The 25,146-nt window shown below is 57.5% G+C and carries 30 protein-coding genes; 17 read left to right on the forward strand and 13 right to left on the reverse strand.

The features are described from left to right. The first annotated feature begins 61 nt into the window (after positions 1 to 61). The 4 genes from ACYVHC_RS16035 (at position 62) to ACYVHC_RS16050 (ending at position 2,456) form a co-directional block, all read left to right on the forward strand. Complete coding sequence (locus ACYVHC_RS16035; RefSeq protein WP_460614797.1) at positions 62 to 457, forward strand: hypothetical protein; 396 nt, start codon at positions 62 to 64, stop codon at positions 455 to 457. 15 nt (positions 458 to 472) lie between these two features. Further along, complete coding sequence (locus tag ACYVHC_RS16040; protein WP_460614798.1) at positions 473 to 751, forward strand: heavy metal-binding domain-containing protein; 279 nt, start codon at positions 473 to 475, stop codon at positions 749 to 751. 117 nt (positions 752 to 868) lie between these two features. Further along, positions 869 to 1,609 (forward strand): SAM-dependent methyltransferase, encoded by a 741-nt coding sequence (locus tag ACYVHC_RS16045; protein WP_460614799.1) that lies wholly within the window; start codon positions 869 to 871, stop codon positions 1,607 to 1,609. 115 nt (positions 1,610 to 1,724) lie between these two features. After that, a complete protein-coding gene (locus ACYVHC_RS16050; protein ID WP_460614800.1) occupies positions 1,725 to 2,456 on the forward strand; it encodes a ZIP family metal transporter in 732 nt (243 codons plus the stop codon). Between the two features lie 150 nt (positions 2,457 to 2,606). Here ACYVHC_RS16050 and ACYVHC_RS16055 read toward each other — a convergent pair whose 3' ends face one another. The 3 genes from ACYVHC_RS16055 to ACYVHC_RS16065 all read right to left on the reverse strand — a co-directional run bounded on the left by ACYVHC_RS16055 (position 2,607) and on the right by ACYVHC_RS16065 (position 5,680). Then, positions 2,607 to 4,196, reverse strand: a complete 1,590-nt coding sequence (locus ACYVHC_RS16055; RefSeq protein WP_460614801.1) for an OmpA family protein — start codon at positions 4,194 to 4,196, stop codon at positions 2,607 to 2,609. Positions 4,197 to 4,372: 176 nt separating this feature from the next. Then, on the reverse strand, positions 4,373 to 4,705 hold the full coding sequence (locus ACYVHC_RS16060; protein ID WP_460614802.1) for a chaperone modulator CbpM: 333 nt from the start codon (positions 4,703 to 4,705) through the stop codon (positions 4,373 to 4,375). A 54-nt stretch (positions 4,706 to 4,759) separates the two neighbouring features. After that, positions 4,760 to 5,680, reverse strand: coding sequence for a J domain-containing protein (locus tag ACYVHC_RS16065; RefSeq protein ID WP_460614803.1), 921 nt, complete (start codon positions 5,678 to 5,680; stop codon positions 4,760 to 4,762). Between the two features lie 197 nt (positions 5,681 to 5,877). Between ACYVHC_RS16065 and ACYVHC_RS16070 the strand changes: the two genes are divergently transcribed. Further along, positions 5,878 to 6,297, forward strand: a complete 420-nt coding sequence (locus tag ACYVHC_RS16070) for a DUF6799 domain-containing protein (RefSeq protein WP_460614804.1) — start codon at positions 5,878 to 5,880, stop codon at positions 6,295 to 6,297. A gap of 62 nt (positions 6,298 to 6,359) precedes the next feature. Here ACYVHC_RS16070 and ACYVHC_RS16075 read toward each other — a convergent pair whose 3' ends face one another. The 3 genes from ACYVHC_RS16075 to ACYVHC_RS16085 form a co-directional block, all read right to left on the reverse strand. Then, positions 6,360 to 6,563, reverse strand: a complete 204-nt coding sequence (locus tag ACYVHC_RS16075; RefSeq protein WP_460614805.1) for a hypothetical protein — start codon at positions 6,561 to 6,563, stop codon at positions 6,360 to 6,362. 70 nt (positions 6,564 to 6,633) lie between these two features. After that, entirely contained in the window at positions 6,634 to 7,023 is a 390-nt protein-coding gene (locus ACYVHC_RS16080) for a septal ring lytic transglycosylase RlpA family protein (protein WP_460614806.1), read from the reverse strand. An 11-nt stretch (positions 7,024 to 7,034) separates the two neighbouring features. Further along, positions 7,035 to 7,868: a glycoside hydrolase family 25 protein gene (locus ACYVHC_RS16085; protein ID WP_460614807.1), complete on the reverse strand. Its 834-nt coding sequence runs from the start codon at positions 7,866 to 7,868 to the stop codon at positions 7,035 to 7,037. Between the two features lie 123 nt (positions 7,869 to 7,991). Between ACYVHC_RS16085 and ACYVHC_RS16090 the strand changes: the two genes are divergently transcribed. Then, the gene (locus ACYVHC_RS16090) at positions 7,992 to 8,264 is read left to right on the forward strand and encodes a VF530 family protein (RefSeq protein WP_460614808.1); all 273 of its coding nucleotides are present in this window, start codon (positions 7,992 to 7,994) and stop codon (positions 8,262 to 8,264) included. A gap of 59 nt (positions 8,265 to 8,323) precedes the next feature. Next, complete coding sequence (locus ACYVHC_RS16095) at positions 8,324 to 8,647, forward strand: hypothetical protein (protein ID WP_460614809.1); 324 nt, start codon at positions 8,324 to 8,326, stop codon at positions 8,645 to 8,647. Between the two features lie 133 nt (positions 8,648 to 8,780). Here ACYVHC_RS16095 and ACYVHC_RS16100 read toward each other — a convergent pair whose 3' ends face one another. Then, entirely contained in the window at positions 8,781 to 9,164 is a 384-nt protein-coding gene (locus ACYVHC_RS16100) for an Hsp20/alpha crystallin family protein (protein WP_460614810.1), read from the reverse strand. A gap of 243 nt (positions 9,165 to 9,407) precedes the next feature. On the opposite strand from ACYVHC_RS16100, the gene ACYVHC_RS16105 reads away from it, so the two are divergent. After that, positions 9,408 to 10,061, forward strand: a complete 654-nt coding sequence (locus tag ACYVHC_RS16105) for an alpha/beta hydrolase (RefSeq protein ID WP_460614811.1) — start codon at positions 9,408 to 9,410, stop codon at positions 10,059 to 10,061. On the opposite strand, the gene ACYVHC_RS16110 is transcribed toward ACYVHC_RS16105, so the two are convergent. Both ACYVHC_RS16110 and ACYVHC_RS16115 read right to left on the reverse strand, forming a co-directional pair. Next, a complete protein-coding gene (locus ACYVHC_RS16110) occupies positions 10,058 to 11,155 on the reverse strand; it encodes an acyltransferase family protein (RefSeq protein WP_460614812.1) in 1,098 nt (365 codons plus the stop codon). The genes ACYVHC_RS16105 and ACYVHC_RS16110 overlap by 4 nt on opposite strands. Before the next feature lie 142 nt (positions 11,156 to 11,297). Continuing rightward, the gene (locus tag ACYVHC_RS16115; RefSeq protein WP_460614813.1) at positions 11,298 to 11,861 is read right to left on the reverse strand and encodes a GNAT family N-acetyltransferase; all 564 of its coding nucleotides are present in this window, start codon (positions 11,859 to 11,861) and stop codon (positions 11,298 to 11,300) included. A gap of 106 nt (positions 11,862 to 11,967) precedes the next feature. On the opposite strand from ACYVHC_RS16115, the gene ACYVHC_RS16120 reads away from it, so the two are divergent. Then, on the forward strand, positions 11,968 to 12,393 hold the full coding sequence (locus tag ACYVHC_RS16120; RefSeq protein WP_460614814.1) for a hypothetical protein: 426 nt from the start codon (positions 11,968 to 11,970) through the stop codon (positions 12,391 to 12,393). A 152-nt stretch (positions 12,394 to 12,545) separates the two neighbouring features. On the opposite strand, the gene ACYVHC_RS16125 is transcribed toward ACYVHC_RS16120, so the two are convergent. The 4 genes from ACYVHC_RS16125 to ACYVHC_RS16140 form a co-directional block, all read right to left on the reverse strand. Next, positions 12,546 to 12,797, reverse strand: a complete 252-nt coding sequence (locus ACYVHC_RS16125) for a phosphopantetheine-binding protein (protein ID WP_460614815.1) — start codon at positions 12,795 to 12,797, stop codon at positions 12,546 to 12,548. Positions 12,798 to 12,854: 57 nt separating this feature from the next. Further along, positions 12,855 to 13,448, reverse strand: coding sequence for an efflux RND transporter periplasmic adaptor subunit (locus ACYVHC_RS16130; protein ID WP_460614816.1), 594 nt, complete (start codon positions 13,446 to 13,448; stop codon positions 12,855 to 12,857). Positions 13,449 to 13,590: 142 nt separating this feature from the next. Beyond that, positions 13,591 to 14,043, reverse strand: coding sequence for an Rrf2 family transcriptional regulator (locus ACYVHC_RS16135; protein WP_460614817.1), 453 nt, complete (start codon positions 14,041 to 14,043; stop codon positions 13,591 to 13,593). 180 nt (positions 14,044 to 14,223) lie between these two features. Further along, positions 14,224 to 15,081 carry a pirin family protein gene (locus tag ACYVHC_RS16140; RefSeq protein ID WP_460614818.1) on the reverse strand — a complete coding sequence of 286 codons (858 nt, stop codon included), beginning with the start codon at positions 15,079 to 15,081 and terminating at the stop codon, positions 14,224 to 14,226. A 237-nt stretch (positions 15,082 to 15,318) separates the two neighbouring features. On the opposite strand from ACYVHC_RS16140, the gene ACYVHC_RS16145 reads away from it, so the two are divergent. From ACYVHC_RS16145 to ACYVHC_RS16180, 8 genes are all read left to right on the forward strand, one after another. Then, entirely contained in the window at positions 15,319 to 16,392 is a 1,074-nt protein-coding gene (locus ACYVHC_RS16145) for an NADH:flavin oxidoreductase/NADH oxidase (protein WP_460614819.1), read from the forward strand. A gap of 351 nt (positions 16,393 to 16,743) precedes the next feature. Next, positions 16,744 to 17,319: a hypothetical protein gene (locus ACYVHC_RS16150; protein WP_460614820.1), complete on the forward strand. Its 576-nt coding sequence runs from the start codon at positions 16,744 to 16,746 to the stop codon at positions 17,317 to 17,319. Between the two features lie 198 nt (positions 17,320 to 17,517). After that, complete coding sequence (locus ACYVHC_RS16155) at positions 17,518 to 19,629, forward strand: M13 family metallopeptidase (protein WP_460614821.1); 2,112 nt, start codon at positions 17,518 to 17,520, stop codon at positions 19,627 to 19,629. A gap of 140 nt (positions 19,630 to 19,769) precedes the next feature. Further along, positions 19,770 to 21,902: a M13 family metallopeptidase gene (locus ACYVHC_RS16160; RefSeq protein WP_460614822.1), complete on the forward strand. Its 2,133-nt coding sequence runs from the start codon at positions 19,770 to 19,772 to the stop codon at positions 21,900 to 21,902. A 148-nt stretch (positions 21,903 to 22,050) separates the two neighbouring features. Next, positions 22,051 to 22,422 (forward strand): BlaI/MecI/CopY family transcriptional regulator, encoded by a 372-nt coding sequence (locus tag ACYVHC_RS16165; protein ID WP_460614823.1) that lies wholly within the window; start codon positions 22,051 to 22,053, stop codon positions 22,420 to 22,422. Continuing rightward, entirely contained in the window at positions 22,419 to 24,005 is a 1,587-nt protein-coding gene (locus ACYVHC_RS16170; protein WP_460614824.1) for a M56 family metallopeptidase, read from the forward strand. The genes ACYVHC_RS16165 and ACYVHC_RS16170 overlap by 4 nt, the downstream gene beginning before the upstream one ends. A 168-nt stretch (positions 24,006 to 24,173) precedes the next feature. Then, the gene (locus ACYVHC_RS16175; RefSeq protein WP_460614825.1) at positions 24,174 to 24,554 is read left to right on the forward strand and encodes a hypothetical protein; all 381 of its coding nucleotides are present in this window, start codon (positions 24,174 to 24,176) and stop codon (positions 24,552 to 24,554) included. 145 nt (positions 24,555 to 24,699) lie between these two features. Beyond that, complete coding sequence (locus ACYVHC_RS16180) at positions 24,700 to 25,113, forward strand: hypothetical protein (protein ID WP_460614826.1); 414 nt, start codon at positions 24,700 to 24,702, stop codon at positions 25,111 to 25,113. The last annotated feature ends 33 nt before the right edge of the window (positions 25,114 to 25,146 follow it).

Here is a 25,146-nt window from a genome sequence, read left to right on the forward strand (position 1 = left end):
TAACTTGCCGCCTCGTTTTTACGTCCTTACTCTTATTCAAGATTCTGTTTTTCCTCTTCTCATGAGCAAGCAACTTGTAGTTTCTGCCCTGGCCCTGGCTACGCTGGCCCTGAACGCGTGCAGCAGCGAACCTTCGGACTGGCGTCCGGAAGCCAAGGTATCGGTAGATATGGTAGAGCCCGGCAGCCGCTCTTCCGATAATTTTGACCAGCACACGCCCGCTGCCGCCGACCAGTCGAAAGGCGGTGCCATTGAGCGGCCCATCAGCTCCCACGCTGACCTAGAGGGGGTGGACCACCGTGAAGGCGTTAGCGCCGAGAAGGCCCGTACGGCCGATGCCGAAGATGCTGCCCAAACTAACAACCCCGACGCTATCAAGAGCGTCAAGAAAGCTCCTGTAGCTCCAAAGGCTGCCAGCGACCAGAAAGCTGAGGCTGCTGGCCCCGACAAGGAATAAGTAGCCGGGTTGGTTATGCAAACATTCTGGAAACCAGCGGCTACAGTTGCGCTCCTCGTCATAGGTAGTGTGCTAGGTAGCTGCCAGTCGAAACCAGCTGAGCAACCGGCGGCTACTACGGAAGCCGCTGCGCCTGCTGCGTCTGCCGACAGCACCACTGCCCCAGTTGCTACGGCCGCCTACATCTGTCCCATGGGCTGTGAGGGCAGTGCCAGCAACACACCTGGCAAATGCCCGGTGTGTGGGATGGATTTGGAAGCCAATACCGCTGCCAAACCAGCCGCTTCGCTTTGATCTTAAAAAGTAGTCGGCCATATTTGCATCATTGTTGCAAATATGGCCGACTGTTTGCTGTCTTGTCGAGAAGGGGCGTGCAAGCGCCCCTTTTCCGTTTTATTTGCTGCTGCTATTATGCTTTCTGTGCCCACCGAATGGTTTAGTACCTGGTTTGATTCGCCCTACTATCACCAGTTGTACCGCGACCGGAACTACACTGAGGCCCGGGCTTTCCTGGCAAAACTGCTGGCGCATTTGCACCCCAAGCCTACTACCCGGCTGCTGGATCTTGCCTGCGGAAAAGGCCGCCATGCGCTGTATTTCAGCGAGCAAGGCTACGATGTAACTGGCGTTGATCTGTCGCCCCAAAGCATTGCACACGCCCAGCAATTTGCCCACGAACACCTGCGCTTTCATGTGCATGACATGCGTGAGCCACTGCCCTACGCCCCATTCGATTTCATTTTCAACCTGTTTACCAGCTTTGGCTACTTTGAGCAGGAAACGGAAAATGTGGTAGCGCTCCGTAATGCGGCAGCTGCCCTGCGGCCTGGGGGCAAAATGGTTATCGACTTCCTGAATACCGCGCGCACTATTCAGCACTTGGTAGCCCACGAAACCAAAGTGGTGGATGGCACCGAGTTTCGGCTGCACCGCCACTTTCAGAACGATTTTATTGTCAAGGAAATCAGCTTTCTGGACGCGGCAGGGCAGGAGCAGCACTACGAAGAGCGAGTTCGGGCCCTGAGCCGGGAGCGGTTTGAAGAGTATTTCCACATGGCTGGGTTGCGCCTGGCGGAGGTGCTAGGAGACTACCACCTAGCCCCATATGATGAAGCCACCAGCCCACGCATGATTTTCGTGCTAAAAAAGTAGACGACGCAACCTAAGTACCCAGCGGAACGGCATCTAGCGCCAGCAACCCGCGGTGCGCAGCCTTGCCTGATTTGCTACCCCCTTTCCTATCCCCGACCCCTCCTAGTTTCTTGCCATGTGGTTTGCCGTTTTTGCGTTGTTTCTAACTGTGCTGGGGGCTGGCTGGCTCACCCGACTGGTACCAACGGCGCGTACCACCTGGATGAAGCCCCTGCTGGCTTTCAGCGGTGCTTACCTATTCACACTCACCGTTACGCACCTGTTGCCAGAGGCCCTGCAAATGCTACCGGGGCACCGGGTGGGGTACTTTGTGCTGGCGGGCTTTTTTGGGCAAATGCTGCTGGAGGTGTTTTCGCAGGGCGTGGAGCACGGGCACGTACATCATCACACGGAGCACGCCGGCCGGGTGCCATTTCTGCTACTGTTCTCGCTGGTACTTCACTCGTTTTTGGAGGGTAGTATTCTGGTGAAAACACCCGAAGCCGGCGACGTAAGCCAAAATTTCTATGCTATTCTGGCGGGGGTAGCGCTGCACCATATCCCGGCGGCTTTTGCTCTGATGGCCGCCCTGCTGCTACGCCTAGGTTCTTTTTCGCGGGCAATGCCCTACCTGCTACTGTTTGCGGTGGCTGGGCCAGCGGGCATGGTGGTCAGCAACTTTGTGGTGCTGGAAGAGCTGCTGACGGGAGGGATTTATGCGGCTTTGCTGGGGTTGGTGGCCGGTAACTTTCTGCACGTGTCCACTACCATCCTATTCGAGACTAGCCCCGACCATAGCCTGAACGTGCGCAAAACCCTCGCTACCCTGGCCGGGCTACTGCTGGCTTTGGTGGTGGATATGGTATAAGCTCTCAGGCGGCGGTTGGTGCTTATGCACTAGGTAGTAACAAGCGGCCAACCTCGGCAGGCATACTTTCCAGTAAGCGCGCACCCTGGGAGAACACAAAAAAGGCCCGCTCAACTGAGCGGGCCTTTTTACTAAGCGGTCAAATCGGAATTACTTCCGGCGGGGCACTGGCTTGCGGGCCGGGGCCTTTTTCACGGGAGTCTTTTTGGCGGGAGCCGGAGCAACTTTAGCTGGAGCAGCCGGAATTTCCGGAGCTGGGCCATACTTGGTTTCTGCGGGGTTCGGGTCGCCGGGCAGGTACACATCGAACTCTACGCGACGGTTGAGGGCGCGGCCAGACTCGGTCGTGTTCGGCGCAATCGGCTTGCTTTCACCGTAGCCATGCGACACGATACGGGCTTCCGGAATGCCTTTGCGCAGCATGTAGGCACGGGCCGAAGCAGCACGGTCATCGGAGAGGCGCAGGTTGTAGTCATCGTTACCTACGTTATCAGCGTGGGCCGAAATACCGAGATTATAATCCGGGTAATCGTTCAGGATTTGTACTAGGCCATCCAAAGTCGGGAACGAAATCGGCTTCAGCGTAGCCTTGTTGAACTCAAACTGGATGTATTTAGTCGCTTCCTGGAGGCGCTTCTTCTCTTCCAGCTTCATTTCGGGGCAGCCTTTGTTCGAGGCGGGGCCGGGGCGGTTGGGGCAACGGTCCTGGTAATCCGGAACGCCGTCGCCATCGGTATCAATAGGGCAACCAGTAGCATCTACTTTCACGCCGCCGGGTGTGTCGGGGCACTTGTCGTCCTGGTCGATTACGCCGTCATTGTCGGAGTCAGGGCAGCCCTGGAGCTCGGCCTTGCCAGGAGTATCGGGGCACTTGTCGTCGCCGTCGCGCACGCCGTCACCGTCACGGTCGGGGCAGCCTTCGAGGGCTGCCAGGCCTTTTTCGGTGGGGCACTTATCCTGGTAGTCTGGAACGCCATCGGCGTCGCCATCAAGCGGGCAACCATTGGCGTCTACAGCTACGCCGGCCGGGGTGCCGGGACACTTGTCTTTGCGGTCAGCTACGCCATCGTTGTCTTCGTCCTTGGCTTTGCCTAGGGCCACATTCAGGCCCACGGTGTGCTGCAGGAACCGGTCGTCAATCTTGTTGTCGTCGCGCGCTTGATCCCCGTCGATGTTGGCGTTGAGCGGAAAGTGCTGGCCAGTCTGCACAAACAGGGTCACGGCATCACCCAAACGGAAGTCAATACCGGCTGCTCCGAACAGGTCGAAGTGGTTTTTGTCTTCGTTGAAAGCGCGGTTCTGGTTGTTGCGATTGAGCGTGCTCTCGCGGCTCATGTACGTCAGGCCGGGAGCCGCCAGTAAGTAGGGGCGCACGGGCGAGTCTTCGCCCAGTAGCTTAAACTTCAGGCCCAAGTTCACATTCACTACGTTGGTCGCGAAGTTGGAACCGAAGAGGGGCGCGCTGTTGGGGGCTGTTTTCTTGAACTCGACGTAGTTGCCGCTCAGCTGCAAGTCCAGGCCGCTAGTGAGGTAGCGGCTGATGGTGATGCCGGGGGCATACTTATTCTCGCTCCAATTCCAGTAATCGGAGCCGAAGTTGCCTTTGTACTGCATGGCACTCACGTTGAGTCCGATGGCCGTCTTGCGGTCGGCGGTTTGTGCGTGAGAAGCTAAAGGCGCCAAGGCCCAGGCAGATAACCCAAGGGCTAGTGCCTTTGGAATGGGAATGCGTGGAAGCATATAGAGGTGGATAAGGTGGCAGAAAGGGAAAAATCTGCAAAGCAGATTGCGCCTTTATACACCCGCCAACCGGAAAAGTTGTGCTTTGCTGTCCAAACGCACCTAGGAATCCTGCAACGTTTCTGATTTACTGTTCAGTAGCGTAAGCTGAGCCGTATTGGTAGAGCGGCTTCGAACTACCCTAACTCGATGTCTAATACGGGGCCTGAGCCGCGCAGAAACAACTCCAGCTGCCGAACGCGGGCTCGTTGTAATTGGAGCTCTTGTTGCAGCTGCTCCATCCGCTGGCGCATGGCCACCACCACCTCCAGGCTGTCTTTGCTCAGGCCCAACTCGTGGTGCAGCCGGGCTAGGCGCGCCACGTGGTCGGGCTCCTCCGCTATAGCCTCGGGCACGTGTGGAGCCGGGTGCAGCAGGCCCAGGTCCAGAAACTCGCGCACATCTGCTTCCGTGAGGCCGTAACGCACGGCGCAATCCTGAAAAGTAATCGTGATGATATGGGTTTCCATCTCCGTAACAGCTAGTAAGTGAGTGCCGAGCGGGTACTAGGTCAGTGGTTGGCCTCAACCCTGCGGGCGCAGGCTGGCCAGTTGCCGAAACAAGGTCTTTTCCTGCTCCGTGAGCTGTTGCGGCAAGGTAAGCGTAAGGCGCAGGTACAGGTCGCCGAACTGGCCCGCCTGCCGATACACCGGAAAGCCCTTACCCCGTAGCCGCAGCCGGGTATTGTTTTGGGTTTCCGGCTTGATGGTGATTTTAACCGAGCCGGAAAGCGTTTCTACTACCTGCTCGCCCCCGAGCAAGGCCGTGTACAGGCTCACGGGCACGTCCATGGTCAGGTCGTGGCCGGAACGGGTATAGCGGGCGTCGGGCAGGATGCGCAGCGTGATATAGAGCGAGCCGCTAGGGCCGCCGTTGCGGCCGGGGCCGCCCTGGTCGCGCAGCCGGATGGTCTGCCCATCTTCCACGCCCGGCTGGATGGTTATGCGCAGGTTTTTACCGTTTACAGTGAGCGTGCGGGGGCCGCCGTGGTAGGCTTCTTCCAGGGTCAGTTCTAGCTCCGCCTGAAAATCCTGGCCGGCGCGGGGCCGGGTGCTGCCGCCACCAGCGTGACCACCACCAAACATAGTGCTGAAGAAGTCAGAGAAATCAGCGCCACCAAACGGGTCTTCATGGCCCCCGCCAAACCCGCCTCCTTGGGCATACTGCGACCAATCGAAACCCTGACTGCCGCGGCTGTTGGGGCCCCCGGCCTGCTGGTAGCGCTGCCAGTCGGCGCCTAGTTGGTCGTACTTCTGGCGCTTCTCGTCGTCGCTGAGTACCTCGTTGGCCTCGTTTATTTCCTTGAAACGGCGTTCAGCTTCGGCATCATTCGGGTTTACGTCGGGGTGGAACTGCCGCGCCAGCTTCCGGTATTGCTTTCTAATTTGCTCCTTGGTAGCCTTCTTATCAAGCCCCAGGATTTTGTAATAGTCCTTGTATTCCACGAGAGTAACAGGAAAAAAACAGGCGAAAAATGAAAGCGGGAAATGCGGTTGGTGTATATCTACTGCATATTTTTTGAAACGCAGCCATCCAAGCTTAGGTTGCTCCGCAGGTAGGGGTGAAATTTGGCGCGTAGTTTGTATTTTAGACCGCCGGCTCCCCCTTGCCTGTGTTTCCACCCACCCCATTTTACTTACTTATGAAAGTGCATTCTTCTCTGCTGGCTACCTTACTGCTACTGGGCGCTACTACCCTGTGCGCGCAGGCTCAAACTAAAGTAGCACCGCGCCGGGCGGTGCAGCCCAAGGCCAAAGTGGTGCCCGTGGGTATTACCATGAAAGACGGTTTCATGATGAAAGAAGGCAAGGTAATGATGACGCGCGACGCGCATACCGAAACCCTCACCTCAGAAACCGCCTTGCTGAACGGCACCAAAATCAACGCCGACGGCACCGTAACGATGACCGATGGCACCACGGCTGTGCTGAAAGAAGGCGACTACATGTCCTTGACCGGCCGCCTGACTACCAAGGCTATGAAAGCGGAGCAGGATAGCCTGCTGCAAGTGGCCCGCGACGGTGGCAAGAGCAAGGCCAAGATGAAGAAAAAGGTTAAATAAGCAGGTTACAAGCACTATTCGACCTAGGAAGCGGTCTGGCAGAAGCCGGACCGCTTTTTTTGTTAGCGCCGAACGGGCTGCGTATAATCCTGAAAGATGAGGGCTACTTCTGCCTCATCGGCGGCTTCTACCACCTCATCCATCACAAACTGTATTTCCGCTTCTGACCAGCCTTGCACTTCGGCGGCCTTTACAAAGGCCCCGAGCTGGATAAATCGATCGGCTTCGGCCGGAATGGTCCACTGCACTTTTTTACGAATGCGCATCGCGTGAGCTAAGCTTAGGGTGATTAGGATACACTATGGCTGCTACGGCAGGTTGGGGCAAAGCGGAGGGCTAGCGTGCCTTGCGCACCACCTTCAGTTCAACGGGAGCCACGCCCGCATCAATAATGTCGATTTTGCGGGCCGCTTTTTTGGAAAGGTCAATGATGCGGCCTTTGGCATGCGGCCCCCGATCCGTGACGGTTACTTTCACGGAGCGGTGGTTGCGCGGATTGGTTACGCGCACCACCGTGCCGAAGGGCAGCGTGTTGTGGGCCGCCGTGCGCTGGCCGCCCCGATACACCGTGCCGCTAGCCGTTTTGCGCCCCTCAAACTTATCAGCATAAAAAGAGGCCTTGCCAGATTGCGTGAAGGTGCCGGAGCTGCCGGCGCAGCTGGCCAGCAACCCAGCGGCCGGAAAGGCTAGCAGCCAGCGCCACGAAAGGAAAGCGGAGAATTGCATGGGCAGAAACGTTAGTGGACCAGAGCACCAGGAGGCCGGGTGCGCGAAGGAATGCGCAGGGCTAGCAGGCGTTCAAAATTTCCTTGAAATACATTGAAGTCCACGGTGCCCCGAATGCCGGGAATATAGGCCTCATCGGAATGCTGCCAGATAATCCATTTCTCGCGCGGCAATACGGGTTGTGCTACCTCATAGTGCGCCAGCCACAGCGGGTACGCATCAAAATGCCCGGCCAGGTAGCGCTTGTAAAAGCTGTAGTTGGAGTACAGAATGGGCCGTACGCCGTAGTGGCGCTCTACCAGTCGCAACCAGATAGCCACGCCGCGCCGCATCTGGGCCACATCATGAAACTCAGCGTGCTCTACATCAAGCACGGGCGGTAAGTCGCCGGGGGCTAGGGGCACCGTGCGGGTAAACAGGTTGGCTTGCTGGGCGCCGTCGTAGTTGGGCTGGAAGTAATGGTAAGCGCCGCGGTAAATGCCGGCCGCCCGTGCGCCTTTCCAGTTGCGCTGAAACCGTACGTCGCGCAGGGTTACGCCTTCACTGGCTTTAATAAAGGCAAACCGCACGTTGTGCTCGGCTACTTCTGGCCAGTTTATCTGCCCCTGATACGCCGATACATCAATGCCATGCACCGAATAGCCCGTGAGCAGGGGCGTTTTCTCGCGGCCCGTCAGGTAGCGGCTGCTGAGCGTGGCGTAGGTGCGGCGAACATACCGGTTAATCTGCCGCTGATATTTCCCATAAAAGACGAGGGCCCCTACTAGCAGCACTAGCAACGCCAGCGGCAGCAACCGGCGCCGGGCCGAGGAAACGCCAGTACGGGAACGACGAGAAGCACTCATGAAGCAAAGGCAGGTGGTCAAAGGTAACGACGCAACGGGCTTGTCTGGTACCTTACTAGGGTGAAGCCAGCCGGAAGCCGCCTGCTTTTTCGCACTTTTGCAGCAACAAGTTGCCCTACTACCATGCCCGACCTGCCCAACCTTCCTGATGCCCGCGATGAATCCGGTCACCTCATCCGCGAGCTACACGGCGTTACCCTGTCTCAGATTCTGGAGTACTTGGTGGCGGCGTACGGCTGGCCCGAGCTGGACAGCCGCATCCGCATCAACTGTTTCGCCGTGAACCCGAGCATCAAGTCCAGCCTCACGTTTCTGCGCCGCACACCCTGGGCCCGAGCCAAAGTAGAGGAACTGTACATCCGAACCCGTACGGCTGAAATACTAGGCAAGCGGTAAGCCCAAACCCCTGGTCTGGGTTCTTGAATTCTTGTTTTACTGTTTTACTAGGTGCTGTTATGGCTGAAACCACCCAAAAATCGGGGCTGCGGCCGTTGCTGGTGGGTGCCGCGTTATTCGTGTTGTTTGAGGTGGTAGTGTACTACGTGTTGCGGTTTGCCACGTCCGGACTGGGCATGAGCAACCAAATGCAGCCCGAAAATACCATTGTCAGCAATTGGGTGAAAACGGTGGTGTTTCTGCTGCTGTACTTGGGCTTGGTAGTAGTGGCCGTGCTGGTATTGAGCAACCGGTTGCCGCGCCGCTACCGCGGGCAACTCATGGGCTGGTTTTACCTCTCCCTGCTCACTGGCTTTCTGTTGTTGTGGCCTCTGTTCGAATAGCAGAAGGAATAAGGTTTAGATACTGGTAGTAGCTAGCAACTAAGCGGGCATGAAAAAGCCACTACCGAGCTGGCAGTGGCAAGTGAAACCATACGGTGGCCGGTCGGTCCCGGCGTTATAAGCAGCTAGTGGATTAGCGCTGCTTGATGGTGATTTCGCGCGCAGCAGCTGTGGTGTCGCGGTACGGAATGCGTACCAGCAGTTCCTGGCCTTCAAACACGGCATCGATGCGGCTCTGGTCGAGGTTATCGGGCAGGGCCAGAACGCGCGTGAACAATGGCGCTGCCAGCTTGTCTTCGGGCGAGTTACGATACTCGGCAAACACCGTCAGCACATTGTTATTGAGCACAACGTGAAAGTTCTCAGGGCTCACCGACGGGGCAGCCACACGGACTACCACGCCCTTCTCCCGCTTGTCGACCCGCATCACGGCTTGCGCAATACCACCACCTAGCGTGTTAAGCAGGTCGAGTTGCGGAGCAATGTTGCGGATAAAGTCTTTGCTGATCAGATTCATGGTTAGGTTCCTTTCTGGATGATGTACCAGGGGTATTTCAAATCCTGTACCAACATACCCCAATGGCCACTTAATACTAATACAAGACATAATGTCTGTTTTAAGGGGCATTAAGCCGGTTTTTGCCAGTCATTGTGTCGGGTTTGCTGGTAAGAATGACCTAGTGCGGTATCCTTCCGGTGTAACTACTCGTCTTTAAGAAGCAGCCTACCTACTCTCTTTTCAGATCAGAAACTCCTGTTTATGAAGCCTCAGCTTTTTACTACTTCCCGTACGGCGCGGTACATCAGCCTCGGTGAGCCCGGCCCTGACATTCAGCACGTGTGGTTTTGTTTGCACGGGCGCGGGCAGCCGTTGGAAGATTTTGCGGCGCAGCTCATTACCCTCGATACACCCGAACGCCTGCTTATTCTGCCTGAAGCCCTTTCGCGCTATACCCTGCCTGCCGAACTCACTGATAAGTTAGTGACCGGTGCTAGTTGGTTTACAGATGATTCGCTGGCACCCGACCTAGCCGACCTGAACACTTACCTAAATGCCTTGGCCGACCATGTGCTGGCTGCCTGCCCCAAGGGGGTGTCCATCACGGTGCTGGGGTATGGGCACGGCGCTGCCGTTGCCTGCCGCTGGCTAGCCAATGGGCACGTACCCTACAGCCGCTTGATTTTATACGCGGCGGTATTTCCGGCCGTGCTTGACCGCAGCGCTACCCTGCAAAAATTGCCAAACCGGCCCGTTACGCTCATTTCCACCACTACCAACGACTTTACCCCGGAAGCTTCGGGAGAGGGGCTGCTGCACGATATGCAGGAAGCAGGGCTGCCCGCGCAGTTGCGGTTTGTATCTGAGGGGCCGCTAACGCTGGCGGCTTTAGGTGCAGCCAGTGAGACCAACTAACGCGCCGGCACAGGCTCCGTGGTAGGCGCGTAGGTGAGGTGGCGCTTGAAGCGGTCGAGGGGGGCCTCAATGAAGCGCCAGGAAGCCGCACAGAGCAACAGCAGCAGAGGGGTAAGCACCAGTAACGTAGGAATAGGACCCAGCAGAATTTCGCGCCAGCCAGACGCTGCCGAGAATAGCTTGTACACCACCCGCTGCCAGAACACCGGCAATACCAAATGGTACAAGTAGGTTCCGAAGCTGCGCTTACCCAGCCATAGTAGGACCGGTTGCAGCAGCCCCATTCGGCGGGCAGCATCGGGGTTGCGCAACAGCCAGGCCAGGGTAAGGAAGGCCGCTACCGAGCCTATAGTAGGAAATACCATAATCCAGGTGGCGCCGCCCTCCACTCGGTGCAGAAACCACCAGGCCGTCCACCATACTGCCCAGGCCAGCAGCACATAGCGCCCCTTGGCCCAACGGCCCAGCCCTTCTGATTTCTCAAAGAGGCGTAGCAGCGTACCGGCCGCAAACAAATCAATAGAGGAGGGTAGCAGCACCAGCAGAAAGCCCGAAGTGACCAACAGGCCCCAGCCTACCCGGAACGCCAAGCCTAGGCCAGCAATGAGCACAAACCACTTCCAGCGCCGGCCCACCAGCCCTAGCAGCAGCGGCCACAAAAGGTAGAATTGCTCGTCTACGGCCAGGGTCCAGAAGTGTCCGCAGCCTTCGCCCCAGCGCTGCAGGTGGTAAAACAGCTGGTTTGCCGTAGGTAGCATAAACCAGAGCGCGTACTCACGCACGGTTTCCAGAGGCAGCAAAGCACTAACGGCCAGGGCACAGTAGTAGGGTGGAATAATCCGGAGCAGACGGCGCAGATAAAACGTACCTAGGCGCTGCCGCCAGGGACCCGGAGCCCCCGGATATACCTGCTGCTTCCAGACAATACCCGAAATCAGGTAGCCACTGAGTACAAAGAACAGCTGCCGCCCTACTTCCCCCATCATGATAGGGGGTGAGGCCCAGTGCTGCACCACTACCACCCATACTGCAATGGCCCGCACTCCATTCAACTCAGGGCGGTAGGTAAGGGGAGTACCGGTAGCAGCGGACATAGCGGGCAGGACAAAAGGGAAAGCAAAAGTACCGGCTCACCTGCAGCAATCCACTACCTAAGGCCCAGAATAAACATGCCCCAGGCTGCTAACAACCCAGGGCACATCAGGCAGAAGTAGCTGCCAACGGCTTCGTTGGAAATTATTTTTTCTCGGTTTTATCCGTCTCGATAATGTCCCGCTCGAAATGCAGGCGGCCATCTGCGTCGGGGAGGGTGGTAGCAGGGCGAAAGCCGTTTTGCTCGAGAATACGCTGGGCACCAGTGTTGCCAGGGGTAGTGCGGGCCGTGAGGTGACGCACTAGTTCGGTATCGGCGGCGTGGCGCACCAGGCCGGCTACCAGCTCTGTACCCAGGCCTTGGTTGCGCCAGTCATCGGCAATCGAAAAGCCTATTTCCACCGATCCATTCACTGGGGGGCCATGGAAGCCGCCGGTGCCAATAATGGTATTAACAGGAGCTTCCTGGCCGGCGCGCAGAATGGCATACCACCCGTACCAGCCCGCGGCAGTGCGGCCGCCCGCCGTGAGTTGCTCCAGAAAATAACGCATGGCGTCCTCGTCGTACTCGCCGGGTGGCCAGTGCGCTGGCATGGCCGCACCCAGTAGCACAGGAAAGTACTGGGGCTTTGTGAGTTCGGCGGTGAGCAGGGCCCGGCTTGCTGCTATTAGGGTAAGCCGGGGTGTATAGGCAATCAAAGGAATCATAGGAAAAGATACGGAGTTGGTCGAAGAAGTGCCAAAAACAGAAAAAAGGCTACTATGGTTGCGAAAGTAGGCTGTTACCTTTGATGTAGTTCTTTTCCTTTTGCACATGTCGGCAGTTGCCCCGGAGTACCTGGAAGTCTCGTATCGTGAAGACCTGGACGTGCTACTGATTCGGTGGATGCGGAAAGTAACCGAAGAGGAAATGCGTACCGGCTACCTCTACTTACTGGAGGAAGCGGCCCAGCGCCAGTGCCGGCAGTGGCTGCTCGATGCCCGCCGCCGCTATAACACCGACCGGGATGGCGCCCGCTGGATGATAACCACGTTTCTGCCCATGCTGCCAGCGCGGTTGGGTGGTCGCACTTACCTAGCGTATCTGCTCGTGCCCGCCATCATGCGCGATGCCGATGCCGATGCCGCTTTTCCGCCCGTTAGCTTTTTTGCTGACAAGCCCTTTATAGCGGAGCGTTTTATAGATGAGCGGGAGGCGATTAACTGGCTGCAAATAGGCCGGCGCCAACCAGTAGTGTAAGGCGGGCTTTACGAGCGGCCGATACCTAGCGCCACAAAAAAGCCCGGCAGCCCAGTAGCTGTCATCTAAACAATGCTACTGGGGCCGGACTAGGGCAGATAAGGGCGGTAACCAGTATCTGTTTCTGCAAGAACTTTGGGCTGAGCGAGGACCTAGTGTACCGTGGCAGCCAGGTGTTCATCTACGCAATCGAGCACGTGTTGCACAGTGCGCAGGCCTTCCAGCTCGGGGTCTGAAATTTCGATGTGAAAGCGGTTTTCCAGGTTAATTACCAGCTCCACCATGTCAATAGAGTCAAGTCCTACGTCTTCGTGTAAGCGGGAAGCAGGGGTGAGCTGAAGGGCTGGGTTGCGGTGTTTTTTGCGGAGCATGCGCTCTACTTGGTAGCGAATGAGCTGTTCCATAGTCTGATACGGCAGCAAGTACTGAGAAGAGAGGTAAAAGAAGAAGGGGCCGCGGGCTTACTCAACGCTGGAAAGTAGGAGCGTGGTATCCTCCGGCAACTCCGAAGACAGCCGGGCCACTTCCATCTGCGGGGTGAGGTAGTCCCCGGTAGCCACCAGGCGACCGGTAATCAGGCCATCAGCCGGGGCCGAAACATACAGGAAGCTGAGCATGGGCACGGCCCGGGCCAGCTGGGTGCGGGTAGCCGCTATCTGCTCGCGGGCGGCTGTTAAGGCGGAGGCGGTTGGGGCTGGCTGGGTGGCTAGTAACGCATCAAGGGCTTGCTGCTGCTTTTGCAGACGGGCCTGCAGTTGCTGCTGCGCTACGCTCGGCAGCTTTTCTACCAGCTTTAGCAGCAACTGCCCTTTGCGCACGCGCTGGCCTTCGTGAAAGTATATTTCCCATACCCGGCCCGCTTGGAGCGCCAGTACGGGCTCATCCTTCGCGGTATTCGAAGGGCTAGTATCCGCAGGCTTGGGCAAGAAGTGCGAGGTAGCAATAATAGGCAGCTCAGAAGTAAGCTGCGCCGGAGAGGAAGTAAGCCAGCGGGACGCCAGCAGGCTGCCCACCACGACGAGGAGGGCAAGCCCCACGCCAAGTAATTTTTTCATGAGTTGAGAACCGGCTTTTCCGGCCCATCCAGGAATGCTGCCCTGGTAAAGGTTAGCCGCTGGCCGATGATGACCGCACGGAAGACGTTGATAAACAGAAAGTAACTGGTTTGGTTACATTTCAGGGCAAATAAAAAGAAGCCTAGCTTGCTGCTGCTCCAGGGCACTGGCCCGGCAGCCGCTTGCGTAGTTCTTGGGCCACCTGTTCTACCGTCACGGCGGCCAGCGCTACGCGCATGGCCTCAAGAGCCGGTCCAAACAAGCTTTCCAGGGTTTCCTGCATCACGCCGCCTACATCGCAGTGGGTGTTGGGGTTGGTGCTGCTTAGTTGAAAAATATCTGGGTCGGTTTCCTGCACCGCCCGAAACACATCGAGCAGTGTGATTTCAGTGGCTGGGCGTGCTAGCACCGTGCCGCCACCGGCTCCGCGCTGGCTCTGTACAAAGCCAGCCTCGCGCAACGCACTCATGAGCCGCCGTACTACCACCGGGTGCGTACCCGCGCTGCATGCCAATACCTCCGACGATACCTGCTGCCCTTGCGCGTGAGCCAGATATGCCAGAATATGCGTTGCAACGGCAAACCGAGTGTTCATGAGGGAATACGTAACAGAATCTGTTACAAATGTACGACGCTGAAAGGTTGTGCACAACCTTTCGGTGATTTTATCTGAGGAAGAAGTAAAAACGTCGGTCATTGGGCGGTGGCTACCAGCCAGTAAAGCAGCTTACTGGCACAGACGTTTTTCCTAGCCCTTTACTTTACACTAAGGCAATTAATCTTCCCATTGGCCAAACTTGCCGGCTTGGTAGTCTTGGTAAGCCTGCCGGATTTCCTGCTCCGTATTCATCACGAACGGGCCGTAGGATACAATCGGCTCCTGAAATGGCTTGGCGTGGCCGAGCAGCAGCACAGCCTCACCGCCTACGGCTTCTATCTGTAGCTCGTCGCCATCATAGTTGAACTCCGTAAGCTTGCGGGCCTCGGTTTCCTGGCCATTTACGCGCAGCTTGCCCCGGATGGTATAAAAGAAAACGGTGCGTTCGGCTGGAATAGTGAGGTGAAGCTTACCACCGGACTGGAAGTTGATGGTAGCCAGCTGAATATCGGCCAGGGGCTGTACCGCGCCCGGCGTTCCGGCCCAGTTGCCTGATACTGCATGAACGGTTACCCGGCCTTCGTCCAGCGAAACGCTAGGTATCTCGGGCTCCTGAAGCCCGATGTAGCGCGGCTCCACCATTTTATCCTTGGCCGGCAGGTTTACCCACAGCTGCAGAATTTCCAGCGGCCCGCCCGTGCGTTTAAACTCCGGCGACGAAATTTCGGCGTGAATCAGGCCCCGGCCCGCCGTCATCCACTGAATACCGCCCGGCCCGATAATGCTCTGGTGCCCGCCCGTATCCTGGTGCATAATGTCGCCGTCCAGAATAAAGGTCACCGTCTCGAAGCCGCGGTGGGGGTGTGGTCCAAACGGCAAGCCTTGGTTATTAGGTCGGTACACCTGCGGACCGTGGTGGTTCAGAAACAAGAACGGATCCAGGTGCTCTACGGAGTTCGTAGGCAGCGCCCGATAGGTAACCAGGTCGGCAATGGGGGCGTTCTGGGCGCGGTGCTGGGTTTTGATGGTGCGCATAGGGTAGGGAAGAGGAGAGTCGGAGGAAGAAAGCGGCTCGGTTGCCAAGGCCTGGTGCCAGATGCATACCGCCAGCCGGCCCGAATGGTTTTGATGTTTTACCAGCCTAGTACCTCTAAGCAACTGCTCCAGGCTGCCCACGGCGCCCTGAAAAGCTCAGCGGTGAAAACCCTGATGCCTTACCAGGGGTTTATGAATCTTCGTTCCGAACCGCTTTTACTTCTTTGTATACATAGAATGGCTCAGCTCTTCACGCCGCTCACCTTGCGCGGCCTCACCCTGAAAAACCGCATTGTTATTTCGCCCATGTGCCAGTATAGCGCCCAGGATGGGTTTGCCAACGACTGGCACCTAATACACCTGGGCGCCCGAGCGGTGGGCGGGGCCGCCCTTATTTTGCTCGAAGCCACAGCCGTCGTGCCCGAAGGCCGCATTACCCCCGATGACCTCGGCATCTGGAAAGACGAGCACGTGCCGGGCCTGCGTCGCATCACCGATTTTCTCAAAAGCGAAAACTGCATTCCAGGTATTCAACTTGCCCACGCCGGCCGTAAAGCCAGCCACAGCAGCCCCTGGAAAGGTGGCACCGTCGTGCCCGAACCCGAAGGCGGCTGGCAAACCGTAGCGCCCAGCGCCCTGCCCTTCACCCCCGACGAGCCTGCTCCACGGGAAATGAGCTTGGCGGATATCCAGGGGGTAGTAGAGGCCTTCCGCGTGGGAACCCGCCGGTCACTGGAAGCTGGTTTTGAAGTGATTGAGCTGCACGCGGCCCACGGCTACCTACTGCACGAGTTTATGTCGCCGCTCAGTAACCACCGCTCCGACGCTTACGGCGGTGCCTTCGAAAACCGCGTCCGGCTGCTGCTGGAAGTAGTAGCTGCTACCCGCGCCGAATTGCCCGAAAACCTGCCGCTGCTCGTGCGTATTTCCGCCACCGACTGGACCGAAGGCGGCTGGACGGCCGAAGAATCCGTGGCCCTGGCGGCCATCCTGAAAGACAACGGCGTTGACCTCATCGACTGCTCCACCGGCGGCAACGTGCCCCGCGCCGACATACCCGTCGGTCCTGGGTACCAGGTGCAGTTTGCTGAGCAAATCAAGCGCGAAACTGGCCTCGCCACTGGCGCGGTGGGCATGATTACCGAAGCCCAACAAGCTGAACACATCATTGCCAGCGGCCAAGCCGATGTAGTGCTCCTCGCCCGCGAATCCTTACGCGACGCCTACTTCCCCTTGCACGCTGCCCACGAGCTAGGCGCCGATGTGCACTGGCCCGAGCAATACGAGCGCGCTAAACCCCGCCGGCGCTAACTGGTAGCGTTGAGGTTGGTTTATCAAGGCAGTGAGGGCTAGTCGCCTTTACTGCCTTGTTTGTTTCTGGTGTTTAAGGATGCTAGTGAATTTATATGCCTACTCCGAAGAGCACCACGAAGAGTGGACTGTAAGTAAAGTGTTGTTTTGAAGTAGAAAGCTATAGTGCTCAACACTAGCACGATTTCTTGAAGCGTCGAATAACACTTCTTATGTTGAGGGATGAAAGTAAGAGGAATCAATTGGTGTCTATCTCACCTCTTTATTTCAAGAATTCAATTTAGATTCGAACTACTAGGTTCTATTGTCGGTGCTTTCCCATTTTACCAATCGGGTATCCTTATCCTAGCCATGTATCTGCTGGTACGCTTTTCCCTGTTCGGGAGCCTATCATTTACCACCCATTCCCGCTACACTACATCAGGCGTCGAACAACTTCTGCAACAGCAAGCGGCCGTTGACCGCTATGCTCTGGCTCATCCAGCCGCTTTCCTGACCTATGTGCAACTGGAAAACGGCCAGCTCGTGAAGGGAACTTTGGATACGCTTCCCGCTACGGCTGCTGTGGTGTTTCGGGTGCTAAGAAATAAGCAGCGCCTACTCTTGGCTACGGAGTCGCCCGTGAGTGAAAGCGGGGACTGGAACCTGACCTATCCTCACTATTTCGATCAGCAGGGCCGCACCTTCGCTTTCAAGCGGGAAACCGCTTTCTTCAACAGCGGGTGTACTGAGTCGGTCGCCTTTAAGACCATCACACACTACTATAATGCGTCCCATCGCGAAGTACACAAAACTACAACGCTGGTGGACGACATGGGAAAGCGGTTGCACAGAACGACGTGTGTCTTCCCCTATGAGTGGCCGTATACCTACAGCAAAACAGGCGGTGGTTTCTTATCGCGAAGCAGAATAGCCGCTCTTCGCTAATCCAATAAGTAAAAATATATTAAGCTAGACGGGACAGCAAACTAGCTCACATGTCAGCTTATACTCTAGACTAACTATGAGAAGCAATATAGAAGTTTGCAGTACTAGTATAGTAGGCTTTATCAGCACAAACTAAGCGGCGCAACCTTACGGAGGGAGTTACGACCTTAGGCGAAATCCTTTTCTGTATCTCGCTGAATGAAAAACCGTTCTGCTTCCCAGCGGGCTGGGGCCGCGGCCCTGCTGCTGTCCTTGGCCGGCTGCGCCACCAGCCAGCAACCCACAACCACTACCAGTACTGCTGCTGCTACCACAACTCCCGCTTCCGTAGCATCCACCACAGGAGGCCGCAGTATCAACCCCCAGGACGTCGAACGCTCGGTGTCGCCGTGCGAAGATTTCTTTCAGTTTTCGGGTGGCAACTGGATGAAGAACAACCCGATTCCGGGTTACGCCTCCAGCTGGGGGCCGCGCAACCTGCTCGGAGACCGGACCCAGGCTACGCTTAAACAGATTCTGGAAGAAGCGGCCGCCAACACCTCGGCTGCTAGGGGCACCAACGCCCAAAAGGTCGGCGACTTCTACGCCTCCGGCATGGACTCCGTAGCAATTGAAAAAGCCGGCCTGAAGTATCTGCAGCCGGAGCTAAAGCGCATTGCCGACGTCAAAGACCTGAAAGGCCTGCAAACGGTATTGGCTCGTCAGCACACGCTGGGCACCGGTGCCTTCTTTCGCGCCGGCGTAGGCCCCGACCGCAAGCAAAGCACCAAGTACACCGTGAACCTGAGCCAGGGCGGCCTCGGCATGCCCGACCGCGACTACTACCTCAAGGACGACGCCCGCTCCAAAACCATCCGCGACGCCTACGTCAGCTACCTCACCAGCACCTTTAAGCTGATGGGTGATGCGGAAGCCACGGCCGCTAAGAAAGCCGCCGCAGTACTTCGCCTCGAAACCCGGTTGGCCAAAGCCAGCAAGGACCGCGTAGCCCTACGCGACCCCAACGCCAGCTACAACAAAATGACGGTAGCCGAGGCCAACACCCAATTCCCCAACATCGGTCTGACGACCATTCTGGCCCAGAATGGCTTGGGGTCGGCGCCAGAGGTAATTGTGGGCCAGCCAGATTTCTTCCGGGAAGTAAGCGCCCTGATGAAAGCTGAGCCGCTGGCCGACATCAAAACCTACCTGACCTGGCAGTTGGTAAGCTCGTTACCTTCGGCGTTGCCCAAAGCCTACGGCGACTTGGCCTTTCAATTTCAGCAGGTGCAAAGCGGGGCCAAGCAGCAGCCGGTTCGGTGGAAGCGCATGCAGTCGGCTACCGATGCGACCCTAGGCGAGGCCTTTGGCCAACTGTACGTGGATAAGGCCTTCTCGCCGGAAGCCAAGCGCAAGGCCCTGGAAATGGTGGCCAACATCAAGGAGTCGATGGCTGAGCACATCCAAACCAACACCTGGATGAGCGACGCCACCAAAGCCGAAGCCCTGAAAAAGCTTAACGCCCTACGCGTAAAAATCGGCTACCCCGATAAGTGGAAGGACTACTCCGAGCTGAACATTTCGCGCGAATCGTACCTGCAAAACGTGCTCAATGCCCGGCAGTGGGCCTACAAGCAGAACGTGAAGAAGTTTGGCGGCCCCATTGACCGCAACGAGTGGGGTATGACCCCACCGACCATCAATGCCTACTACAACCCGCCCATGAACGAAATCGTGTTTCCGGCGGGTTACCTCCAGCCGCCGTTCTTCGACCCCGAAGCCGATGACGCGGTAAACTACGGTGCCATTGGCGGCGTGATGGGCCACGAAATGACCCACGGCTTCGATGACCAGGGCCGCCAGTATGACTCAGAGGGCAACCTGCGCGACTGGTGGACCAAAGCCGATGGCGAGGAGTTCACGAAGCGCGCTGCGGTAGTAGGCAAGCAGTACGATGCCTTCTCGCCCCTCGACTCAGTACACGTAAACGGCAAGTTGACCATGGGTGAGAACCTAGCCGATTTTGCCGGCCTCACCATCGTGTACGGTGCCCTCCAGAAACAGCTGGACAAGCAGTATGGCAAAGGCAACCGGCCGCTGATTGATGGCTTTACGCCGGAGCAGCGGTTTTTCCTGAGTTGGGCCCAGCTGCGCCGCACCAACATCCGGCCAGCCGCCCTGCGCCAGCAAATCCTGACGGACCCGCACTCGCCGGGCCAGTACCGTACCATTGGGCCGCTCATGAACATGCCCCAGTTTTACCAAGCCTTCGGGTGCCAGCAGGGCCAGAAAATGGTACGCCCCGATTCAGAAAGAGCTGTAATTTGGTAATCGGATTATAGGCTGAAAATCCCTAGGCCTTCGAACACCACGAACTGTCTCTGTTGGAGCTCTATAGCAGAGCTACGGCGTAACGAATGGCGGCTTTCATACACACAACACACCTCTTCATTTTCCCACATACTTAGTTCATGACCTCCAAAAATTACCTGTTGCTGACCTTGGGCACGGCTACTGGCCTAGCCCTGGCCGGCTGCGCAGCCAGCACGCCTGCTGCCACCACTACTTCTGCCACCACAACCACCACGGCTACTACCACTACTACCCCCACAGCGGCTCCCAAAGGCCCTGTGTTGCCCGGTGTTGGCCTTGATTTGTCGGCGCGCGATGAGTCGGTTTCTCCTTGTGAGGATTTCTTCCAGTACGCCAGCGGTACCTGGCTTAAGAACACGCCCATTCCTGGCGCCGAGTCGTCGTGGGGCTCCTGGAATACGCTGATCGACCAGAACAACGCTGTACTGCGCAATATTCTGGAAACGGCTGCGGCTAATAAGTCGGCGACTAAAGGCTCTAACCCGCAGAAAGTGGGCGACTTCTACGCCTCGGCCATGGATACGGTAGCCATCGAAAAAGCCGGCCTGAAATATTTGCAGCCGGAGCTGGCCCGCATTACGGGCGTGAAAGACCTGAAAGGCCTACAAAGCCAGCTGGTGCGCCAGCAGATGCTCCAGACTCGCTCGGTATTCGGCCTGGGCGTTAACCAAGACCGCAAAAACAGCTCGCAGTATGCGCTTTACCTGAGCCAAGGCGGCCTGAGTCTGCCCGACCGCGACTACTACCTGAAAGACGATGCCCGCTCAAAAGGCATCCGCACGGCCTACACTACGTACCTCACCAACACCTTCAAGATGTTGGGCGACAGCGAGGCTGCGGCTGCCAAAAACGCGGCTACCGTCCTGCGCCTGGAAACCCGGTTGGCCAAAGCCAGCAAAGACCGCGTAGCCCTGCGCGACCCCTACGCCAACTACAACAAGATGACCGTAGCGGAAGCCAACACCCAGTACCCGAACTTGGGCTTGTCGGCGATGCTGCCTCAGTTGGGCCTAGGCTCGGCGAAGGAGGTAATCGTGGGTCAGCCGGAGTTTTTGAAGGAAGCCAGCACGGCCCTCAAGCAAGAGCCCCTCTCTGACTGGAAAACCTACCTGCGGGCACACCTGGTGAACTCCGTATCGTCGGCGCTGCCCAAGGCCTATGTCGATGAGTCGTTCCGGTTCCAGCAGGTACTGAGCGGGGCCAAGCAGCAGCAGCCCCGCTGGAAGCGCATGCTCCGCGCTACGGATGGCGCCCTGGGCGAAGCCTTTGGTCAGATCTACGTGGAGAAAGCCTTCACCCCCGAAACCAAGCAGAAGGCCTTGGAAATGGTAGCTAACATCAAGGAAGCCATGGGCGAGCACATTCAGGCCCTGGAATGGATGAGCCCGGCTACCAAAACGGAGGCCATGAAAAAGCTGAACTCCTTCACCGTAAAAATCGGCTACCCCGACAAGTGGAAGGATTATTCGGCCCTGAACGTCTCACGCGAGTCGTACCTGAAAAACGTGCTGGCCGCCCGCGAGTGGGAATTCAAGGACAATGTAAGCCGCTACGGCAAGCCGATTGACCGCCAGGTGTGGGGCATGACGCCGCCCACGGTGAACGCCTACTACAACTCCTCGCTCAACGAAATCGTGTTCCCGGCCGGTATTATGCAACCCCCGTTCTTCGACCCCAAGGCCGATGACGCGGTAAACTACGGCGGCATGGGTGCCGTAATCGGCCACGAAATCACGCACGGCTTTGATGACCGCGGCCGGCAGTCGGATGCGGAGGGCAACCTGCGCGACTGGTGGACCAAGGAAGACGCCGCAGAGTTTACCAAGCGTGCCGACCTAGTAGGCGCTCAGTACTCGGCGTTCCAGCCCCTCGACTCGGTGTTCGTGAATGGCAAGCTGACCATGGGCGAAAACCTCGCCGACTTTGGCGGTACGGCCCTAGCCTACTCGGCGCTGCAAAAGCAACTACAGAAGAAATATGGCTCTGACCCACGCCCGCAATACGACGGCCTGGCTCCCGAGCAGCGCTTCTTCCTAGCCTGGGCCCAGATCTGGCGCACGAATGCTCGTCCTGAGTACATTCGTCAGCAAGTACAGACGGATCCGCACTCACCGGCCCAGTACCGCACCAACGGTCCGCTCATGAACATGCCCGAGTTTTATGAGGCCTTCGGCTGCAAGGAAGACGCCAAAATGGTACGCGCCCAAAATGTGCGCGCCCGCATTTGGTAGGTTGCTGAGTTACTAGCTCTGCTTTTCAGGAAAGCCGGTTTGCCTTGTGCAAGCCGGCTTTTTTGTGTCTGATGAAAAATAAATGCTGTCATGAGTGTACACGTTTACGAAATAATCGTAGTATTACGAAATAATCGTAATAACTCATATGGAACGACTTACTCAGCCTGAGGAAGAAGCGATGCGCGGCTTCTGGCAACTAAACGGCGGCTTTATTAAGGAGGTGCTGGACCTGTTGCCCGAGCCGCGCCCGCCCTACACTACGTTGGCTTCCACGGTGCGCAACCTGGAGCGCAAGGGCTACCTGCGCGGCGAAAAGCTGGGCAATACGTTTCGGTTCACGCCGCTTATTCAGGCTGAGGATTACCGTAAGCGGTTTCTGGGCACCTTCGTGGGCGACTACTTCCGCAACTCCTATAAAGAGCTGGTTTCCTTTTTTGCGCAAGACCAGAAAATCAGTGCCGAGGAGCTGCAGGAAATTATTGCCATGATTGAGCAGCAAAAGCCCAAGCAGCCATGATTCCGGACCTGCTGGTGTATCTGCTGAAGGCAAACGGAGCCTTGCTGCTGCTGGTGGGCGTGTATTATGCTTTTCTGCGGCGGCTTACCTTTCATCAACTCAACCGGGCTTATCTGCTCGGGGCCGTGGTTTTCGCAGCGCTGTATCCGCTGCTGGATGTGTCGGGGCTGCTCACCCGGCCGGCCGTGCTGGAAAGTCAGCTGACGGTTTTGCTGCCAACCTGGGCTAGTGGAACCAGTGCCTCGGCCGCAGCACCGGTGGCCGCAGGGCCCGATTACGGCGCTTGGCTACTAGGCCTCTATGGGGCCGGAACCGCCCTGATGCTGCTGCGCCTTGTGGTGCAGGGTGCTTCCCTAGCGGGCATGCATCGGGCGTCGAGGCCGGCGCAGGCCGCGGGCGTGCGCTTTCGGCAGGTAGCGGCCCCCATCAACCCGTTCTGCTTCTGGCAAACCATTTACCTGAACCCAGAGCAGCACGCCACCACTGAGTTGCCGGCCATCTTGCTGCATGAGCAAGTACATGTGCGGCAGTGGCATACGCTGGATGTGCTCCTGGGCCACGCACAGCGAATAGTAAGCTGGTTTAACCCTGGCGCCTGGCTGCTGCTGCGGGCCGTGCAGGAAAATCTGGAGTTCATTACCGATGCTGCCGTGCTCAGGTCGGGCAGTCTGGAGCCCAAAGAATACCAATACAGCTTGGTGCGGCTTAGCACCCTAGCGCCGGGGCCGGCGCTGGTCACACCTTTCTCCTTTATTACCCTTAAAAACCGTATCCACATGATGAATTCCCAGCCATCTTCCCGCAAGCAAGCTTTACGCTACCTAGTAGTGCTGCCGCTGGCCCTAGGCCTACTGAGCTTCTCAACTCCTGATGCGGCTTCGGCTGTGTTAGCACCAACTGATAACGTACCGACCGCAACCGCTGATACGGAAAAGGAAGCGCCTATCAGTGCCTTGCCCCCGGCCGCCTTAGCCTACATCGTGAAAGAGTACCCCGGCTACCGCCTCATTGGGGTTACGGAAGTGCGCGCCGCCGATGGTGGCAACCTGCGTTACCGGGCTGAAATAGCATCGGGCCGTCGGCCGAAGAAAGTGTTGTTTGATGCCAAAGGTGAACCAGTAGCCGTAGCTGAGCCACTGTACTTTCTGGATGGCAAGCCTGTGACCAAAGCGGAGTTGGATGCGCTCAGTCCGTCGGCCATCGAAAGTGTGAGCGTGCTCAAACGAGAGGAAGCGCTAAAGTCATTCGGAGACAAAGCCAATGAGGGAGCTATCCTGATTATCACGAAGAAAAACAGAGACTCAGCGGAAGTACTAGCCTTTATCAAGGAGCACAACCTCAGCTTTGCGCCCGCCAAGCCCGAAGATCAGCGCCTGACAAGCTCCGTTATGGCTGGCAACGGCTTTACCGCCGCTGATTTAGGCGGCCGGCTTCTAATCATTAACGGCAAAGAAGCAGCCCCGGAGCAAGCCAAAATAGCGGCCGGGCAAGTAGCATCAGTGTTCGTGCTGGACGCGCCGAGTGCTACCAAGAAATACGGCGATAAAGGCAAAAAAGGCGCTATCGTCATCACTACCAAGTAAAGCGCCCGGAACTCATACTGGCCATCTGTAGATGAGCTGCTGGCCTAGGAGCTGGTTGAAATTACTGGAATCTGACACCTACAAAGCCCCGAATGCGCACTGCGTTCGGGGCTTTTGCGGCCCTAGTGGTTCCGTGTGTATCTTGCCTGCTACACTCGCCCCTACGCCATGCTCCTTTCTACTTTCGTGCGTTCTTCTGGCTTGCTGCTTGCCTGCAGCCTGCTGAGCTCGGCCACTGTATCGGCCCAAACGGCGGTGCCGGTGCCAGCTACTACGCAGCACGTAGCGCCCGCTAGCCTCTATTTTCTCGATGGGTTGCCTTCTGACCAGCAGACCATTAGCCAGTTAAACCCTCGTACCATTGCTTCGGCCACTGTGATTAAGGGCGAGGAAGCCATCCGGATATTCGGGGCCGGAGCTCAGGATGGCGTAGTTATGGTGCTAACTAAGCGAAACGTGCGCTCGGCGGCAGTTGCGGAGTTTAACCGCCGCTACGATATCCGGCCGGTGGAGGCTCCTACGCCACCTGCAGTGCCTACTAAGCCCTAGCTCAGTCTAGCGCCTGACGTATAGACAGTTGGAATACCCGCTGAAATAAAGCGCCAAGCCGTATGGCCGGTGTAGCCAACAAGGTAGCCTAGTCGCCCGTATTCCGACCGCTATTCGCGTTGGTTTGACTTTTAGTTCTGATTGCATGACCTCGACCACCGTTGCCGATTTCCTTGTGCTTGCCCACCGCTCTGACTTGGGCATTGTCACGGCTCGCTGGACGCGTCCCGCGTCTTCTGTTGAGCTGCGTGCCGGTTATCAGGAGCTGCTGCGTTATGCTGCCGGCTGCGAGGCCTGCCGCCGCTGGCTGATAGACTCGCGCCGCCGCGTGCAGGTTGACTCCCGCGACGTGCATTGGCTTACCACGGAGTTCTACCCAACGCTGCGCCGCCAGCTCGGCGACCACGTGTACCTGGCCTTCCTGATTGCGCCCTATCAGCAGGATGACGTGCAGGACGACACCTTGCCCTCTTTACCCTACACCCACGGCGACTACTGCTCCCTCAACCAGTTTACGGATGAAGGCGAAGCCGTGCGCTGGCTTTGTTCCCGGGTGTAATTCTTCGGCTGCTTACTAGGTCGTGCTGCTGGA

The organism is Hymenobacter seoulensis, assembly GCF_054780535.1.